The organism is Streptomyces sp. enrichment culture (genome assembly GCF_964273255.1).
In the GTDB taxonomy this organism is placed as follows: Bacteria; Actinomycetota; Actinomycetes; order Streptomycetales; family Streptomycetaceae; genus Streptomyces.
In genome coordinates this window covers 918,372-935,301 of record NZ_OZ186835.1, presented here as the reverse complement: position 1 = coordinate 935,301, position 16,930 = coordinate 918,372, and the positions used below count along the sequence as shown (strand labels likewise).

Genomic DNA, 16,930 nt, shown 5'->3' with positions numbered 1-16,930 from the left:
GCGACGTGCGCCCCCGCGAGGCACAGCCGTACGACCCCGCGTGACGGCACGCCGCACGCCGCTCCGCACCCACGCACGGCCGACGACATCCGACTACCGGCTACCGAGAGTGAAACACACGACACTGACAACGACCGGTCCCGGTGGCCCCGGCACCGGCCGCGACCCGGAAGGCAGGCCCCTCGTGACGCTCCGTCCCGAACCCTCCCGCACCCAACCCGCCCCCCTCGGCGACGCACCCGACGAGGCCCTGCGCCGCAGCCTCGGCGTGGGCCGGCGCCGTTTCCTCACCACCTGCACCGCCGTTGCCGCCGGAGCCGTCGCGGCCCCCGTCTTCGGCGCGGCCCCCGCCCTCGCCCACGGCCGGGACAGAGACCACGGGCACGGGCACGACCACGGCCACGGGCGGGGACAGGTGCTCGTGCCGCCGCACAAGCGCGGCATCATCCTCTACACCGTCCGCGACGCCACCGCCCGCGACCCCCTCGCGAGCGACCTGCCCTCCGGCTTCCGCGAGGTCTTCAAGCAGCTCGCCCGGCACGGCTACCGCCAGGTCGAGTTCGCGGGCTACCGCCAGCACCCCAACGCCCCCGGCGGCGACGACCTCGAAACGGTCGAGGGAGCCAGGCTGCTGCGCCGCTGGCTCGACGACCACGGACTGCGCGCCCAGGGCAACCACGGCTTCATCCCGCCGTCCTGGCCGCTCACCCCGGCGGACAAGGACACCTTCAAGAAGCACCTGGAGATCGCCAACATCCTCGGCATGGACCACATGGGCACCGGCGGCGACCCCACCGGCAGCTCCCACCGGGCCGACTGGGACGTGGCCGCCGACAAGTGGAACGCCCTCGGCGCCATCGCCCGCCGCGAGGGCATCAAGCTCTACACCCACAACCACGACAGCGCCTACGGCTTCCTCCTCGACCGCGGCCCGCTCGACGACCAGGGCAGGCCCACCCGCAGCTCCGGCATCCGCAAGCTGGAGTACTTCCTGAAGGTCACCGACCCGAAGCTGGTCTGGCTGGAGATGGACATCTTCTGGGCGCACGTCGCCCAGTACAAGTTCCACACCTACACCGCCGCCGACGGCTCCACCCGCAGGAACGTCTTCGACCCGGCCGCCCTCGTCGCCCGCCACAACAAGCGCTACCCGCTCTTCCACGCCAAGGACGGCGTCGTCGACACCACCAACGGCATGGGCTGGGACATGGTGCCGTTCGGCACCGGCGACATCGACTACACGACGTTCTTCTCCCGGGTCGGGCTGCCGAACTACCGCAACCCGATGGTCGAGGACGACAACTCCCCGAGCGCCACCGACCCCGCGCAGTCGCTGCGGGAGGCGAAGATCAGCTACGACAACATGGCGGCCCTCCGCAAGCGGCGCTGCTGACGCCCCTGACCCGGACGACCCGAGCGTGCAGGGCGCCCGGGGCGGTGCCGCCGATGCCCCGGGCCGCTTCGGACCGCCACCCGATGCCGGTCCGCCCGTCCCACCGTCAGCCGATGCCCTGGCGGTCCGGCCGCAGCCCGAACGCCCGGTCCGCCGGAGTCGGCGCGACCCGCTCCACGGCCTGCCGCAGCAGCTCGCGGTGCCGCCGGAGCGGCTCGCACCGCTCCGGCGGCACGAGCAGCAGCAGGTCGTCCAGCCCGGCGAGCATGCGCCGCGTCACCTGCGGCGACTCGGCGGCGTGGGCCCGCACCTCGGCGAACCCCAGGTCCACCAGCGCCTCCCAGCCCGGCAGCGGCTGCACCAGCCGGACGGCGCCCGCCCGGTCACGGTGCAGCGACACGTCCAGCGGCCGCCGGGACAGCACCGCCAGCAACTGCACCACACGGTCCAGGGCCTGTACGGCGGTCGTCGGATCGTTGATCGCCGCGGACAGCGCCCGCAGCGCGATGTCCGACAGCTGGCGCAGCCCGAACCCCAGATCCTGGTGGAACGTCCGCTCCACCCCCACGCCCATCGTGTACCGCAGGACGCGCGCCGGCGGGGCCTGCCCGCCGTGCACCGCGAGCACGGGCGTTCCCGGCACCACGAAGTCCCCGATCCGCGGCACCAGCCGCAGGACGACCCCGTGCCGCCGGGCCACCCGCACCAGCCGCCCGATGTGCACGTCCCGCAGCACGCCCGCCCGCCCCTCGTGCGCGATCCACGCCGTCACCGGTCCCAGCTCGGGCCGCCCCTCACCGACCTCGGCCGCGGGCATCAGCGCGACCGCGCGGAAGGACTCCGCGGCGATCCGTGCGATCACATGACTGACCCGCATCAGCCGCAGCGTCGTGTTCACGTACATCACGAACAGCAGCAGGCTCAGGGCCACCATCCCCAGGGTGAGGACCGACTGCACCAGGGGGACGGACACCACCCGCCGTGGATCGGTGGTGCTGTCGAAGGCGGTCAGCACCAGCAGCGTCAGGACGAAGGTCGCGAGGAAGACGGCGAACGTGGCCTTGGTGATCCGGCTCCGGACGAAGATCCGCACCACCCGGGGCGTGAACTGCCCGCTCGCCATCTGCACCGCGACCAGCGAGATGCTGAACACCACACCGATGAAGGTCATCATCGCCGAGCTGACCGCACCGACGACGGTCTTCACGTCCTCGGCGAACCGCACCAGGTCGTCGAGCGTCTCGAAGTCGCCCTGGTCCCGCAGGGACTCGACGATCGCCGTGTCCAGTTCCTCGGTGACCAGCCACACCACGAAGACGACCACCATCGCGGCCGTCGGCGCGAACCAGAACGAGTCCCGCAGATGCTCCCTCAGCGGTGACAGGGCCCGCCGCCGACGTCCCGGAAGCGCACGGTGAGTCATCATCCAGTCACTCATGGTGCGACCCTAGGGTGCGCGGGGCTTCAGGTCCCGGACCGCCGCCGGAGCGAAGGAAACGCAGGTGAAGGCCACTGCGAAACCTTGGTATGGTTGTCCGTGTCGCCGCGGGGCCCGCTCCTGGCACGGCGACGGACACCTGGTCCGGGTGGCGGAATGGCAGACGCGCTAGCTTGAGGTGCTAGTGCCCTTTATCGGGCGTGGGGGTTCAAGTCCCCCCTCGGACACTCAGAACGACGCATGGGCGCGGGCCGGGATCGATCTCGGCCCGTTTCGCATGCCCGGACTCGTTTCGCATTCCGCGACTCGTTCCGCATTCCCCCGGCTCGTTCCGAAGCCGCCGACTCGGCCCGCACCTCCACGGCTCGGCCCGCACTTCCACGGCTCGTCCCGTATCCGCGGACTCCTTTCGCTCTCCCCGGCCCGGCGAGGCTTCCGGAAGGCCCTCGCCGTGCCCCTCGCAACGCTCCGGCGCGGGGACACGCGTGAGGCCCCGGGACCGGAAAATGCGTGGCTCGCCCTTCCCGCCCCTCCCTACACTCACCGTCCGAGAGGCGCCGCCCCGTCGTGGGACCGCGCACCGTGACCAGTGGGGGGAGCAGGCCGTGCGCGACCACGCCGCCGTGACCGCTCCCCGTCCCCGGACCGCCCGCACCGCCGGCCGGCCCGCCCGGTGCACCCAGGCCGCCCGCGCCACCCGGCCCGTCCGGCCCGCCCGGTTCGCGCTGTCCGAGGTGATCCTGGTGTCTCCGGCCGCCCGGTGCCCGCTGCGCGGCCGGCACCGGACGCCCGCGTCACACGCCTGAGTCCCGCACCCCTGCCTCGTTAGGGGGCGCCCCGCCGTGTGCCGGGCGACATCGCGCCGCCCTTTTCCGGAACTCCCGAGAGGCCACGGGCCATGCGCAGCAACCCGCTCACCACCGTCCGCAACCTCGGCATCCTTGCCCACGTGGACGCCGGCAAGACCACCGTCACCGAGCGGATCCTCTACGCCACCGGCACCACGCACCGGCGCGGCGAGGTCCACGACGGCACCACCGTCACCGACTTCGACCCCCAGGAACGCGACCGGGGCATCACCATCTTCTCCGCCGCCGTCAGCTGTGCCTGGGACGGTCACCGCATCAACCTCATCGACACCCCCGGGCACGTCGACTTCGCCGACGAGGTGGAACGCTCCCTGCGCGTCCTCGACGGTGCCGTCGCCGTGTTCGACGCGGTCTCCGGGGTGGAACCGCAGAGCGAGGCGGTATGGCGGCAGGCCGACCGGCACGGCGTGCCCCGGATCGCGTTCGTCAACAAGATGGACCGGCCCGGCGCCCGGCTCGACGACGCCGTCGCCTCCCTCCGTGCCCGGCTGCACCCGGCACCCCTGGTGGTCCAGCTCCCCATCGGGCAGGACGACACCTTCAGCGGTGTGGTGGACCTGCTGCGGATGCGTGCCCTCACCTGGAACGACGAGGGCGAGGCCCACGACCCCGCCCCCGTCCCGGAGGCCCTGCGCGAGGAGGCGCACCACCGGCGTCGCCACCTGGTGGAGACGGTGGCCGGACTGCATCCGCGCGCGTTGGAGGAGTTCTGCGCCACGGACGACCTCGGCACCGGCACGCTCGTGTCCGCCCTGCGGGACCTGACCCGCACCGGTGACGCCGTCGTCGTGCTGTGCGGCTCCGCCTACCGCAACCGCGGAGTGGAACCGCTGCTGGACGCCGTCCTCGCCTACCTGCCCTCACCGCTCGACGTGCCGCCGGTACGCGGCACGGACGATGCGGGCAGGGAGCACGAACGGGCCGCCGACCCTGATGCGCCGCTGGCCGCACTCGCCTTCAAGGTGACCGCCACCGCCACCGGGCGGCTGACCCACCTGCGCCTCTACGCGGGAACGATCGAGAAGGGGGACACCGTGTGGGACGCCACCGCACGCCGCACCGAACGCATCGGCCGCATCCTGCGGGTCCACGCCGACCGGCACGCCCCGCTCGACCGTGCCGTCGCCGGGGACATCGTCGCCGTCGTCGGTCCGAAGAACGCGCGGGCCGGCTCCACCCTGTGCGCTCCCGGCGCCCCGCTGCTCCTCGAACCTCCCCCCGTCGCCGACCCGGTGATGTCGGTGGCCGTCGAGGCGTCCAGGGGCACCGACACCGGACGGCTGGCTGCCGCACTGGCGAGGATCACCGAGGAGGACCCCTCACTGGTGGTGCGCACCGACCCGGAGACCGGGCAGACGGTGCTGTCCGGCATGGGTGAACTGCACCTGGAGGTCGCGGTGGAGAAGGTGCGGCGCGAACACGGGCTGGACGTCGCCGTGGGCCGGCCCCGGGTCGGACACCGGGAGACCGTCGGCGGCGGGGTGTCCGGGTTCGTGTACCGGCACGTCAAACAGGACGGCGGGGCCGGGCAGTTCGCGCACGTCGTCCTCGACGTCGAACCGTTCGGGCCCACGGGGCCCGGGGGCACCGAGCCCGGCGTCACGGAGACGGAGCCCGGCCTCACGGAGACGGAGTCCGGCTTCCCGGCGCCCGGCTTCACCGGACCCGTGTTCACGTTCCGCTCGACGGTGGTCGGGGGACGGGTGCCGCACGAGTACGTGCGGGCGGTCGAGGCCGGCTGCCGGGACGCCCTGGCCGAGGGGCCGTTGGGCGGTCATCCGGTGACCGGGCTGCGGGTGACCCTCACCGACGGTTCCACCCATGTGCGGGACTCGTCCGACACCGCGTTCCGCACGGCGGGCCGGCTCGGTCTGCGGAAGGCCCTGCGGGCCTGCGCCATGGTCCTTCTGGAACCGGTCGCCGAGGTCACCGTCACCGTGCCCGAGGATGCGGTGGGCGGGGTGCTCGGTGACCTGGCCGCGCGCCGCGGCCGGGTCACCGGCTCCGTGGTCCGGGCGGGCGCCACGGTCGTGACCGCGACCGTGCCGCTGGCCGAACTGTTCGGCTACGCCACCCGGTTGCGCAGCCGCACCCGGGGCCGCGGCACCTTCACCAGCCGCCCCACCGGCTACGCCCCGGCTCCCGCTCCGCAGCGGTAGGTCCCGCTCCCGGCGGGGGAGCGACCGGGTGCCCCTCCCGCGCCCTCGGTCGGGAGGGACACCCGGTGGCGGTGCGCGACGGGTCCCGGGGGCACCGCCGCGCGGCTGGTCAGGGGTAGGACACGATCGTCGACGGCACCGTGTCCGACCCCGAGGTCGGTGCCCCCGTGTCGTTGATGACGCACTCGTACTGCCCGTTGCCGCTGAGCGAGACGACCAGCAGGTGGTGGAAGCGCACACCGGGTCGCACCGGGGCGGCGAAACCGTGGTGCTGCACGATCGCCGGGTTCACGTTGTAGTAGCAGTAACTGCCCATGCCCCAGCCCTCGTGGCGGGTGACGTGGTCGCCGACCTTGTACGCGGCGTATCCCTTGACCCGGCCGTTCTGGATGGCGGCCTGGTCGGGGGCGTCGTACGCCTTCTCGTTCTGGAAGAAGATCGTGCGGCCGCGTTCGCCGTTCCACTGCACGTCGTACTTGTTGAAGTGTTCGACGAACAGGCCCGTCGCCAGGACGTCGTGACCGTTGACGACCACGCCGTAGTCGCAGCGGTTGGTCTCCCAGCCGACGCCCTCGCCGTGGTCGGCGCGCCACACCCAGGTGTGGTCGATGAGGGTGTGCCGGGCGTTGACGACCATGCTCGTGGTCGCCCGGCCGGGGCCCGCGCCGCCGATCCGGATGAACACGTCCTGGACGGTGATCGGGTTGGCGGAATGGTTCCGGGACGCCCCGCGCGGCCCCACCTCCAGCAGCACCGGTGAGTTGACGGTCCCGGCGTCGATGAGGAAGCCCGCCAGCCGCACGCCGTCGACATCGGCGACCCGCATCGCGGTCACGCCGTTGTCGGGGATGAGCGTGGCGTACCCCAGGCCCAGGACCACCGTGTTGGGCCGGTTCACGCGCAGGGGCCGGTCGACGTGGTAGATCCCGGGGGTCAGCAGCAGGTGCAGCCCCTGGTCGAGGGCCCGGTTGAGGGTGGCGGCGGAATCGCCGGGCCGGGCGACGTAGAACCGCTCCAGCGGCAGCGAGGTGCCGCGCGGGGTGCCGTTGCCCCAGGTCACCCCGCGGGCGTCGGTCCGCAGCGCGGGCAGGAACACCCGGTAGCGGTCGCCGTCGAGGTACAGGAACGGCTTCTCCCGGGAGCGGGGAGTGGTGTCCAGGGTCGTGTACGGCGGGTCGGGGAACCCCTGGTCGGGGGCGCCCCGGACGCCGGAGAACACCATGTTCCAGACCCCGTTGGTCCAGCCGCCGACGGAGCTGTCCCGGGTGTACCACTGCTGCTGCGAGTACGGTCCCACCGTGCCGTCGATACGGCTGTCGGCGATGTACCCGCCGCTGGCCCAGCCGTAGCCGTCCGGCGCCAGGTTGAGCCCGCCGTGTACGTGCATGCGCCGGAACGGGGCGGCCTGGGCGACGGCCCAGCGATTGGTGCCGCTGACCGGGACGACGGCCAGGTTCTCCGCCGAACGCCAGAAGTTCTGCGTGGCGTTGCCGTCGAACCAGCCCGCGTCGACCGTGATGTCACCGTGGATGGTGGTGTCGTCGGGGGACAGGCCCAGCCCCGAGATCGACGTGTAGAACCCGATCTGGGCGTTGAGGCCGTGGTACGTGCCCGGCTTGAACAGGAACTGGTAGCGGCCCGGACCGAACTGGTCCGACTCCTGACGGGTGAACACCTCGTCGAGTCTGGCCTGGATGTTCCGTGTGGACGGGTCGAAGACGATCACGTTGGGCCCGAGGTCACCGCCGCCCCTGAGCCGCCGGGGCCGTCCGCGGTGCCGGGGGGAGGCGGACGCGGTGGAAGGCAGGGCGGCCAGTACGGGAGCGGCGGCCGCGGCACCGATGACGGCGCGCCGGCCGACCGCGGGCAGCCGCGACGATCCGGGTGAACTCGCGGACGAGGTGGGGGAGTCGGACGTCATGGGGCGGCTCTCCTGTTCAGGAAGCGAACGGTTCCCTGTTCACGAAGTGAACGGGATGGGGCTTTGGGAGCGCTCTCTCGCCGGTGAATGGTTCATCCTCGGAACAGTTGAGTCAAGGGGTACGACGCCAGTCGGTCGAGGGAAACGGCCCCGGTCGGTCGAGGAAATCGGCGCCGGTCGGTCGAAAGAGACGCATCGGTCGGGCTGACGGCAGCGACACCGCTCGGCATCGGGCGCACCGCACCCGCCGTCCCGGACGGAGCGGGTCCGGCTGCGGGGAGCGGGGCCGGCTGCGAGAGCGCCGATGCCCCCACCCCTTGACGGCCGACGCCCGGAGCACTTGACTCACGCCATGAATTAAGTCGTGCGGGGCGCGTGACGGCACGCGTTGCTTCCCCCGTGCCGCAGCCCTCGTCCGCAGTGCGGGCCACAACCACGGCGCGGGGACGGCTTCCTGTCGGCATGTCCGGTGGGCGGCGCACCTCCCGAGGTCGCGCCGGTGGGCAGCGCACCTCCCAGGGGCGCGCCGGTGAACACTCCCGCCGGTCGCGCCGCAGATGAGGCACCGGCGCCGGAAGCCTGCCCCGCCGACGGCGTCACCGGACCGACGGAGGGCGACTCCACGAGCCGTGCACGCCAGCCGCCGCCCCCTGACCGATCACCGCACCGACCACCGCACCGACCACCGCACCGACCACCGGACCGCCCACCGCATTCGGACGACCGAAGGACCTCAGTGACCATCGACCACACCGCCCTGCCCGACGACTTCCTGTGGGGCACGGCCACCTCGGCCTACCAGATCGAGGGAGCCGTGGCGGAGGACGGCCGCTCACCGTCGATCTGGGACACCTTCTCCCACACCCCCGGCACGACCGACAACGGCGACCACGGCGACACCGCCTGCGACCACTACCACCGCTGGCGCGAGGACATCGACCTGATGCGCCGGCTGGGCACCAATGCCTACCGCCTGTCGGTCGCCTGGCCCCGCGTCGTCCCGGGCGGTGACGGACCGGTCAACCCCAAGGGCCTCGACTTCTACGACCGGCTTGTCGACGGACTGCTGGCCGCCGGCATCACCCCGTCCGTCACCCTCTACCACTGGGACCTGCCGCAGACCCTCCAGGACCGCGGCGGCTGGCCCGTACGCGACACCGCCGAGCACTTCGCCGCCTACGCCTCGGTCGTCGCCGAACGCCTCGGCGACCGCGTGCACCACTGGGCCACCCTGAACGAGCCCCTGTGCTCCGCCTGGATCGGCCACCTCGAAGGCCGCATGGCCCCCGGCCTCACCGACCTCACCGCCGCCGTCCGCGCCTCCTACCACCTGCTCCTCGCCCACGGCCTCGCCACCCGCGCCCTCCGCGCCGCCGCCCCCGGCGCCCAGGTGGGCATCGTCAACAACCTCTCCACGATCCACCCCGCGAGCGACACCCCCGAGGACCGGGCCGCCGCCCTCCGCATGGACGGCCACACCAACCGCTGGTGGCTGGACCCGGTCCACGGCCGCGGCTTCCCCGCCGACATGCGCGAGGTGTACGGCGTCGAGCTCCCGGAGAGGCCCGGCGACCTGACCACCATCGCCGCACCCCTCGACTGGCTCGGCCTCAACTACTACTTCCCCCAGGTCGTCACCGCCGACCCGGAAGGCCCCGCCCCCCGCGCCGTCCTGGTACGCCGGGACGGCGTCCCGCGCACCGGCATGGACTGGGAGATCGACCCCACCGGCATCGAGACCCTGCTCCTCCGCCTCACCCACGAGTACGGCGCCCGCCGCCTGTACGTCACCGAGAACGGCTCCGCCTTCCCCGACACCGTCCGCCCCGACGGCACCGTCGACGACCCCGAACGCCGCTCCTACCTGGAGGACCACATCGCCGCCTGCGCCTCCGCCGCCCGCAAGGGCGCACCGCTGGCCGGCTACTTCGCCTGGTCGCTCCTGGACAACTTCGAATGGGCCTACGGCTACGACAAGCGCTTCGGCCTCGTCCACGTCGACTATTCCACCCTGGCCCGCACCATCAAGGCATCCGGCCACCGCTACGCCGAGATCATCAGGGCGCACGGGAAGCGGACCGGGCAGGCGGACTGACCGAAACCTCGTCCCGGCTCCCAGGCGCCCGGCTCCCCTCCCCGGCTCCCCGGCTCTCTGGCCCGGGCCGCACGACGCCAGGTGGGTGCCGGTGCCGGCCCCGGCCCTCCCTGCGGCATCCCGTCCGTGGCGCGAGGAAGCGAGGACCGGAACTGGTAGGCCCACGAAGGGAGTTGAGGACCGGAGACGGACCGGGCCGCGTCAGGCGGCCGTGTCCCCCGCCTCCCAGGGGCTCGGCCCCGTACCGTCCCGCCAGCGCTGGAGGTCCGGACCGTTCACGCAGACGATCCCGCACTGCTCGGCGTACTCGAGCGCGGGAGCGGTGAAGTCGCTGGTGGTCACCATGACGGCCACGTCCGCCCCGTGCACCGTGAAGCACGTGCCGCCGAACCGCTGCATGTCCTGGGAACCGACCCGGTTCGTGTCGCCGTACCGCTTGCACTGCACGACGAGGAGGCGCCCGTCCGGGGTCCGCGCGACCACATCGGCACCGAGGTCTCCGGCCCCGCCCACGACCTCGACGTCCCAACAGCCGTCCCGGCGGCACAGTTCGGCCATCGCCTCCTCGAACTCGTAGGGATCCAGGGCTTCGTAGGCCGCGTCGAGCGGGTCCGCCGCCGGGCCGACGAGAACAGCGGTCTGTTCGGGCTCGACCGGACCGCCCCCGGTCGGCGCGTCCGCCGGCTCGGAGCCGTTCGGGGCGGCGGAACCCGCCGGGGTGACGGGAGCGGTGGGCAGGTCGGGGTCGCCGGGGCGGGCGGGGCCGGAGACGGGCGGAGTCTCGTCGAGCACGTCCACCGCCGTCTCCGCCGCGTCGTCCAGAGCCCGGGCGGCCCGGCGGGCGAGCTTCACCGCCGATATCCGGCGCCTTCTTCGCCAGAAGGCGATGCCCCCGGCCGCCACCAGGAGGGCCAGGGCGAACGCCCAGGCCGGGCGACGCTCCGCCGCGGCGGCCACCGTGCGGGCGGTCAGACCCGTCAGGGTCACGATGACGGCGAGGAGCAGGAAGTACATGGCTGTCTTGCGCAGTTCGAACGAGCGGCGGGTGCGCGCGGAGTCCGACGAGGTGGGGGCGTGTGATGCGGGCACGGCCATGGTGATGCTTCCTCCCGGGAGACGCCGACGAAGGTCAACCACCGACTGCCCAGGTACGTGTTGTTGTACCGGCAACGGTGATCACGACTTCGCCGTCCGGGTCCCAAGTCGCGGTTCCGGCGCTCCGCGGAGCACCACGAACCCGGCCGCACCCCAATGCGCCGTCGGCACATCCGAGATCCATGGGCGGGACGGATGCCGGTGCCCTTACATGACCACCACAACGTCCCCTCGTCACACGATCCGCTTGAGGAGCGATGGCTCACAACCCGCACCCGTACCTCCGCACGCCGCTCGCACCTTCCCGGCCGCGGATGTTCGCCTCCACACCCGCCAAGGTGCTCTGGACCCTCGTCCCGGTCGTCACCCTCGGCCTGGCCCTGGCGGTCCCGTTCGTGGTCGCCACCGCGAAGGGTGTCGTGAAGCTGTGGCTGGCCGCGGCCTACGTCATGGCGGAGATCACCGTGTTCTCCCTCGGCTTGGTGATCAGCCCGACCGACGACGAGGGGAGCGCGGTTCCCCGTTTCCTGCTGACCCTGCTGATCATCACGTCGGCGACCCACACCGCTCTCCTGGACCACGAGAAGGTCCGGCTCGCGAAGTAGGGAGACGGAGACGGCGGCCCGCCGGCCGGATGGCCCGCCGGCCGGAAGACACGCCTGCACGCGCCGATGACACCTCCGCGCGCCGAATACACCTTCGCGCGCCACTGACGCCTCCGCCGCCTCACGCCTCCGCGCGCAGCCGACGGAGGTACGCGTCCAACTGCGCCGCCCCCGTGAGCATCGCCCGCCCCCGGTCGGACAGCCGCCCGTGCCAATCGCGCAGAACCCCTTCCAGGGGCTCGAGCCCGCCCGCCTCCCGCACCTGCGCCAGCAGCGGGGCGATCTGCTCCAGCAGGTGCCCCCCGCGCCGGAGTTGGTGGACGAGTCGCGCGTCACGCACGTCATCCTCGTCGTAGACCCGGTACCCGGTCACCGGGTCACGCCGGGGCCGCACGAGCCCGGCGTCCTCCCACTTCCGCAGGGTCGCCGGCCGGATCCCGAGTTCCTGGGCCAGCGGGCCGATGTGCCGGCGCCCGGCACGCGGCCCGGGAGCGCGGTGGCCGGGCCCGGAGGACGGCGGCGCCAGGTCGCCGACAGCCCTCTCCACGGCCTGCAGAGTGCGCCGGTCGTCGAGCAACTGCGCATGACTCGCGTCGATCAGTCGCAACGCCTCGTCCACCGCGCCGCGGTTCACGGCCTGCATGATCGCCGTCGCCGTCCGGTGACCGTGCCCCGGTACCAGCGCGAGGAACGCCCGCAGCGCACCGGCGTGGACCGGGGTGTAGGTGCGGTAGCCGTGGGCGGTGCGGCCGGCGGCGGGGAGGATTCCGGCGTCCTCGTAGTTCCGCACCGCCTGGGTGGACAGACCGTGCGGCCGTGCCAAGTCCACGGGGCGCAGCTTCTCATCCGTTTGAAGGTTTCTCACCACGAACTGGAGGTTAGTGCGACCCAAGTCTCCACCGAAAGTTCAACGATACCGTTGAAGCCATGACAGACGACATGGCAACCGACGTGGCAACCGGCATGGCGACCGGCATGGCAACCGACATCAAAGACCTCGCCCGCGCCGTCGACGCCTCGGCCGTGATGAGGCTGTTCCCGTCCCGCCCGCACGTCCTCGCCCTGGGGGAGCCCACGCACGGCGAGGAGGACCTGCTCCACCTCCGCAACGACCTCTTCCGGCGGCTCGTCGAGGAGGAGGGCTACCGGACGATCGCCCTGGAGACCGACTGCACGGCCGGATTGATCGTGGACGACCACGTGACCGGCGGGAGCCGTACGCTCGACGACGTCATGGAGCACGGGTTCAGCCACCGCTGGGGCACCTCGGAGGCGAACCGCGCCCTCGTCCGCTGGATGCGCGAATTCAACGAGAGCCGCCCGGCAGGGGAGCACCTCCGCTTCGCGGGTATCGACGGCCCGCTGGAGATCACCGGCGCGCAGAGCCCCCGCCGTTCCCTCGTGGCACTCCACGCCTACCTGGCGGCGCACGTCGACCCGGCCCTGCTGCCCTGCACGGCCGACACCCTCGACCGCCTGCTCGGCCCCGACGAGCAGTGGACCGAGCCGGAGGCGATGACGGACCCCGCCCGCTCCGTGGGCCGCTCGGCGGAGGCCGGCGAACTGCGCCTCCTGACCGACGACTTGGCGTCCCTGCTCGACACTCGGACACCCCACCTCGTCACGGTCGGCCCCCTGGACGACTGGCACCGGGCACGCCTGCACGGCCGCACCGCCACCGGCCTGCTCCGCTACCACTCCTCGATGGCCGACACCACCGCGGCCCGCATGCCGCGGCTGCTGGCCACCCGCGACGCCATGATGGCCGGCAACCTCCTCGCCCTCGCCGAACGCGGCCCGGTACTCGTCCACGCCCACAACAGCCACCTCCAGCGCGACATGAGCACGATGAGCATGTGGGACCACCCGCACCTGGAGTGGTGGGGCGCCGGCGCGCTGGTGAGCGCCCGACTCGGTGACCGCTACGGCTTCCTGGCGGGCGCCCTCGGCACTCTCCCGCACCACGGAGTGGACACCCCGCCCGCGGACACCTTGGAAGGCCGGCTCCACACCCACCCCGGGGACACCTGCCTCGTGAGTGCCCGCCAACTGGCTCACGCGTTGCGGGAGACGACACCCACCCGCCGGGTCTCCCCGTACTTCGGGTACGCCCCACTGGACCCGGCCCATCTGCCGCGGATGGACGGGATCGTCTACCTGAGGGAGTCCCGGCAGTGACGACCGGACACACCGCCCTCCGCCCCGGGCACACCGCCCTCCGCCCCCACCACCCCGACCGAACGAACGAACCGCGCACCCGCGCGTCACCGGACCGCCGGACCGCTGGACCGCTGGACCGCCGGGCGGCCGAACCGCCGAACCGCCGAACCCCGGACAGGCGCACCGGCGGATCACGGCACTGGGGTCGCTGCCACCCCCACCCCCCGAACGGCCGTCGGCAGTCGGTCCTGAAGAGCCGGAAACCGTCATCCGCCCCTTCCGTACGGGCGATACTGGCGCTTTCTGACGATGTGCCAACCAGGAGCGGAAGCGATGCACACTGCGCAGGAAGATGCGGGAACGGGGAGCACTCGGGGCGGGCGCCATGCGGTGGTCGTCGGCGGCAGCCTGGCGGGTCTGCTCGCGGCACACGTCCTCGCCGCCCACGTGGACCGGGTGACCGTCGTCGAGCGCGACCGGTTCCCCGAGGAACCGGAGCCACGTCCCGGCGTACCGCAGAGCCGGCACATCCACGTCCTGCTCGAAGGAGGGCGGACGGCCGTCGAGACGCTGCTGCCGGGCTTCGTGCGCGAACTGGAGGATGCGGGAGCGCCCCGGGTGGGCATCCCCGCGGACATGGTGCAGTGGCAGAGCGGGCGCTGGTTCCGTCGGCTGCCTTCCTCGGCGCACTACCACACCGGTCCGCGCCCGCAACTCGAACACCTCGTACGGCGACGGGTTCTCGCCAACCCGCTGATCAAGGTGCTGGAAGGAACGGATGCGGTCGGTCTCCTGGGAGACGCCTCACGTGTGCGTGGCGTGCTCCTGCGCGAACGCGGCGCCACGGCAGGAGCGGAGCCCCGGCCGGTCGAGGCCGACCTGGTCGTGGATGCCTCCGGCCGCGCCACGAAGGCGCCGCAGTGGCTCACCGCGCTCGGAGCGCAGGCCCCGCACGAGGAGACCATCGACACGGGTCTCGCCTACGGCACTCGTGTCTACCGTGACCGGGACGGCATCCTCGGTACCGACGCACTCGGCTACTACATCGTCCCCAATCCCTCCCAGACCTACGGTGCCGTCGTCCTCCCGCTGGGAGACGGCACCCACCTCGTCACCCTGTCCGGCCTCCGTGGCGACGAACCGCCCACGGACGGAGACCAGTTCACGGCCTACGCCAAGAAGCTGCCGCACCCGCTCGTGCACCGGTGGCTGAGCAGGGCCGAACCCCTGTCACCGGTCCACGGCTTCCGCCACACCCAGAACGTACGGCGCCGCTACGACCTGCCCGGTCGGCGCCCGGCCGGTTTCCTGGCGGTCGGTGACGCCCTGTGCACCTTCAACCCGGTCTACGGACAGGGCATGACCGTCGCCGCCCAGAACGCGGTCGCGCTCCGCGACGCCCTGGCCGACCCCCGGCGCAGGCCCACGACGCGCCGCGTCCAACGGGCGGTGCTGTCCTCGTCCCGGCAGGCGTGGGACATCTCCGCCGGAGCCGACAAGCGCATGCCCGGCGCGACCGGCAACGCGGCAGCCCTCCGCGCCGGGGACCGGGCGGCCCAGTGGTACCTGTACCGGGTCCAGGACCGCTATCCCGGTGACCCCGTGGTGGGCGACGCGTTCCGGTCCGTCCTCAGCCTGTCCGCGCCGCTGACCGCCGTGTTCGCCCCCTCGGTGGCCCGAGCCGTTCTGTTCGGCACGCCCGTCCCGACCCCCACCGAGCCCCCGATGGCCCGTGAGGAAGCGGAACCCGGCTTGTAGGCGGGGCAGAGGCCGACGACATCGGCGTCCGACGACCGGAGACGGACGGCCGACGACCGAAAACCGCCGGACCGGTGGCGTTCGGTCAATCCCCACTGCGCCGCACACGGCGCGCCCGGTTCGGCATGTCGGCGGTAGGGGACAAGGGCGGGGACGCCGCCATGAAAGCGAGGAAGTGCTCGCCCTCCCCTCCCTCCCCGCCAGCCCCGCAGCCGTGCCCGCCTCGCCCGCCGCGCCCGCCCCGGCCGTCTCGTCCGCTGCGCCCGCCCCGGCCTCCCCGCCCGCCGCATCCGCCCGGCGTCCGTGGTGGCGCGGGTGTGGCCGGCAGCCATCGGCGCGGCCGGACCATCCCCGCCGAGGCGGCGAACCACCCAGCCGCGAGGCATGACTTGTAAGCTCGGCTCTGCCAGGCCGCGTGATCCGCTCGTTCCGTGTTCCTCGTGGCTCGTGTTCGGACGGGAAGTGATCGCCGTGATCCTGGGACTGGGGCTCTTCCTGCTCTGCGGTACCGGAGCCCTCGTCGCCCTGGCCGGGGCCGCGGCGATGGCGCTCCCCGGGAGGCCTCGCCCGTGGCCGGAGCACCTTCTGCGCCGTGTGGCCGTGGCGACGGCGTGTGGCGCGGCGGCCGTGTACTCCCTGGGCCTCTTCGGCGTTCTCGCCTCGGAGCAGGCGTTCGGCGACGGCGCGGACTCGATCCCGGCCCCGGCCTGCCGCGACGGCATCGCCCCGGAGGTGAAGCAGGGCCTCTCGCACCACCGTGCCTCCTACCTGCCGCTCCGCTTCGACTGCGTCCGCGACGACGGCACCGTGTATTCCAGCGACCCCGACTACGTGTGGATGAACTGGACGGCGGCATCCCTCGCCCTGGCCACCGCCACGCTCGCCATCGGCGCGGGCTACGCTCCCGAACTCCGTGCCCGGCGGACGGCGGCGGTGCCGGGCGCGCTGCCCGAGCCCTCGCAGGACGCCACGACCGACCGCTCGCGAGGGGCACGCCGACCATGACCCGAGTCGCGTGGGAGGAGGCCGTCCGGCGGCTGCTGGACGATGTGTACACCTCTGCAGCCACCGTCGAGGACGCAGGGCGCCGGGCCCGTCCCGATCGCGGTGGACCCGGCGCCTGGACCGGCGCAGCCGCTACCGTCGGCGCGGTGTGAACCGGCCCGACGGCAGCGCGGTCATCGCTTCACCACGACGTTGTCCCCGGACGACTTCGACGATCCGGTGGTGGTGTTGCCGTAGTACACCCAGCGCCAGGTACCGGTCGTGGCGGCCTTCACGGTCGTCCTGAGGTTGCCCGATGTCCACCAGTGGGCGGGAGGGCCACGACGGCGCCCTCCCTCGCCCCGCCACCCCGGTAGGCGACAGGACGCCTCCCAGGTCACCTGCATGTGACCCGGAGACGCCAGGTAGCCTCAGACCCGTCGTCAATGCGGC

The 16,930-nt window shown here is 72.8% G+C and carries 12 protein-coding genes and 1 tRNA gene; 9 read left to right on the top strand and 4 right to left on the bottom strand.

The features are described 5' to 3' along the window. Positions 1-184 precede the first annotated feature (184 nt). Entirely contained in the window at positions 185-1,393 is a 1,209-nt protein-coding gene (locus tag ACSU53_RS04060) for a sugar phosphate isomerase/epimerase family protein (protein ID WP_437024785.1), read from the top strand. Between the two features lie 106 nt (positions 1,394-1,499). Here ACSU53_RS04060 and ACSU53_RS04055 read toward each other — a convergent pair whose 3' ends face one another. Next, complete coding sequence (locus ACSU53_RS04055) at positions 1,500-2,831, bottom strand: DUF2254 domain-containing protein (RefSeq protein WP_437024784.1); 1,332 nt, start codon at positions 2,829-2,831, stop codon at positions 1,500-1,502. A gap of 142 nt (positions 2,832-2,973) precedes the next feature. Between ACSU53_RS04055 and ACSU53_RS04050 the strand changes: the two genes are divergently transcribed. Together ACSU53_RS04050 and ACSU53_RS04045 are read left to right on the top strand one after the other, a co-directional pair. Continuing rightward, positions 2,974-3,058, top strand: a tRNA-Leu gene (locus ACSU53_RS04050). A gap of 671 nt (positions 3,059-3,729) precedes the next feature. Beyond that, complete coding sequence (locus tag ACSU53_RS04045) at positions 3,730-5,859, top strand: elongation factor G (RefSeq protein ID WP_437024783.1); 2,130 nt, start codon at positions 3,730-3,732, stop codon at positions 5,857-5,859. Between the two features lie 109 nt (positions 5,860-5,968). On the opposite strand, the gene ACSU53_RS04040 is transcribed toward ACSU53_RS04045, so the two are convergent. Continuing rightward, entirely contained in the window at positions 5,969-7,780 is a 1,812-nt protein-coding gene (locus ACSU53_RS04040) for a coagulation factor 5/8 type domain-containing protein (protein WP_437024782.1), read from the bottom strand. A 736-nt stretch (positions 7,781-8,516) separates the two neighbouring features. Between ACSU53_RS04040 and ACSU53_RS04035 the strand changes: the two genes are divergently transcribed. Further along, on the top strand, positions 8,517-9,875 hold the full coding sequence (locus ACSU53_RS04035) for a GH1 family beta-glucosidase (RefSeq protein ID WP_437024781.1): 1,359 nt from the start codon (positions 8,517-8,519) through the stop codon (positions 9,873-9,875). Between the two features lie 201 nt (positions 9,876-10,076). Here the strand turns inward: ACSU53_RS04035 and ACSU53_RS04030 are convergent, their stop codons facing one another. After that, a complete protein-coding gene (locus ACSU53_RS04030) occupies positions 10,077-10,970 on the bottom strand; it encodes a restriction endonuclease (RefSeq protein WP_437024780.1) in 894 nt (297 codons plus the stop codon). A 257-nt stretch (positions 10,971-11,227) separates the two neighbouring features. Here ACSU53_RS04030 and ACSU53_RS04025 point away from each other — a divergent pair, with 257 nt between their 5' ends. After that, positions 11,228-11,575 (top strand): hypothetical protein, encoded by a 348-nt coding sequence (locus ACSU53_RS04025; protein WP_437024779.1) that lies wholly within the window; start codon positions 11,228-11,230, stop codon positions 11,573-11,575. A 121-nt stretch (positions 11,576-11,696) separates the two neighbouring features. Here ACSU53_RS04025 and ACSU53_RS04020 read toward each other — a convergent pair whose 3' ends face one another. Then, the gene (locus ACSU53_RS04020; protein ID WP_437024778.1) at positions 11,697-12,443 is read right to left on the bottom strand and encodes a TioE family transcriptional regulator; all 747 of its coding nucleotides are present in this window, start codon (positions 12,441-12,443) and stop codon (positions 11,697-11,699) included. A gap of 107 nt (positions 12,444-12,550) precedes the next feature. Here ACSU53_RS04020 and ACSU53_RS04015 point away from each other — a divergent pair, with 107 nt between their 5' ends. The 4 genes from ACSU53_RS04015 (at position 12,551) to ACSU53_RS04000 (ending at position 16,650) form a co-directional block, all read left to right on the top strand. After that, positions 12,551-13,753, top strand: a complete 1,203-nt coding sequence (locus tag ACSU53_RS04015) for an erythromycin esterase family protein (RefSeq protein ID WP_437033016.1) — start codon at positions 12,551-12,553, stop codon at positions 13,751-13,753. A gap of 315 nt (positions 13,754-14,068) precedes the next feature. Next, complete coding sequence (locus ACSU53_RS04010) at positions 14,069-15,493, top strand: FAD-dependent oxidoreductase (RefSeq protein WP_437024777.1); 1,425 nt, start codon at positions 14,069-14,071, stop codon at positions 15,491-15,493. 462 nt (positions 15,494-15,955) lie between these two features. Further along, entirely contained in the window at positions 15,956-16,498 is a 543-nt protein-coding gene (locus ACSU53_RS04005) for a hypothetical protein (protein ID WP_437024776.1), read from the top strand. Further along, entirely contained in the window at positions 16,495-16,650 is a 156-nt protein-coding gene (locus ACSU53_RS04000; protein WP_437024775.1) for a hypothetical protein, read from the top strand. Before ACSU53_RS04005 ends, ACSU53_RS04000 begins: the two co-directional genes overlap by 4 nt. Positions 16,651-16,930: the final 280 nt, after the last annotated feature.